This is a genomic window from Streptomyces hainanensis, from assembly GCF_004348415.1.
GTDB classification, from domain to species: domain Bacteria; phylum Actinomycetota; class Actinomycetes; order Streptomycetales; family Streptomycetaceae; genus Streptomyces; species Streptomyces hainanensis.
Genome location: NZ_SMKI01000855.1, coordinates 1 through 1094 on the forward strand (window position 1 = coordinate 1; position 1094 = coordinate 1094).

Annotated in this window: 2 pseudogenes; one reads left to right on the plus strand and one right to left on the minus strand. The window is 75.4% G+C overall.

Features of this window, described 5'->3' with window-relative positions:
- Nucleotides 1-971 (plus strand): annotated as a pseudogene (locus tag E1283_RS36455) (AMP-binding protein); the annotation flags it as partial.
- On the opposite strand, the pseudogene E1283_RS39785 reads toward E1283_RS36455, so the two are convergent.
- Nucleotides 969-1094 (minus strand): annotated as a pseudogene (locus E1283_RS39785) (undecaprenyl-diphosphate phosphatase); the annotation flags it as partial. The pseudogenes E1283_RS36455 and E1283_RS39785 overlap by 3 nt on opposite strands.

Sequence of the window (1094 nt, forward strand, 5' to 3'; positions counted from 1 at the left end):
CCCCGGCCCCCGACGCCATCGCCTACACCGTCTTCACCTCCGGCTCCACCGGCCGCCCCAAGGCCGTGCCCATCACCCACCGGGCGATGGCCACCTACCTGGACTGGGCCGTCGACACCTTCGGCTACCGCGCCGGCGACCGGCTGGCCCAGACCGCCTCCGTCTGCTTCGACGCGTCCGTGCGGCAACTCCTCGCCCCGCTGCTGGTCGGCGCCACCGTGCACACCCTGCCGCGCGCTCTGCTCCGCGACCCCGAGGCGCTGCTCGACCGGGTCGTCCGGGACCGGATCACCGTGTGGAGCTCGGTGCCGACCCTCTGGGAACGCCTGCTGACCGCCGCCGAGACCCGGGTGCGGCGCGGCGCGCCCCGGCCCGACCTGTCGGCGCTGCGCTGGATCCACGTCGGCGGCGAGGCCCTGCCGGCCGACCACGTCCGCCGCTGGTACGACCTGTTCGGGCCCGGCCACCGCGTCGCCAACCTGTACGGGCCGACCGAGGCCACCATCAACGCCACCTACCACCTCGTCGACGCCCGCCCTGGCGACGACGTGCGCCAACTGCCCATCGGCCGCCCCGCCGCCGGCGCCGAGGTGGCGGTGGTGGCGGAGGACGGCCGCCGCAGCGCCCCCGGCGAGGCGGGCGAACTGCTCATCGCCGGCACCGGACTGACCCCCGGATACCTCGGCGACCCGGAGCGCACCGCGGCCGCGTTCACCGTGTTCGACGGCAGACGCTGGTACCGCAGCGGCGACCGGGTCAGGCAACGGCCGGACGGCGTCCTGGAGTTCCTCGGCCGCCTGGACGACCAGGTGAAGATCCGCGGCCACCGGGTCGAACCCGGCGAGATCGAGGCGGCGTTGGGCACCCACCCCGCCGTCGCGCGGGCCGCCGTACTGCACCGGGACGGCCGGCTCGTCGCCTTCGTGGAACCCCGCCCGGACGGTCCCGCGCCGGAGCCGACGCGACTCCGCGGTGAACGCGGCGCCCGGGTCCGGCCAGTCGAAGGCGACGGCGGTCAGCCGCAGGTGGGCGCTTGACGAGATCGGAAGGAACTCCGTCAGCCCCTGGACGAGCCCGAGGATGATCGATTCGAA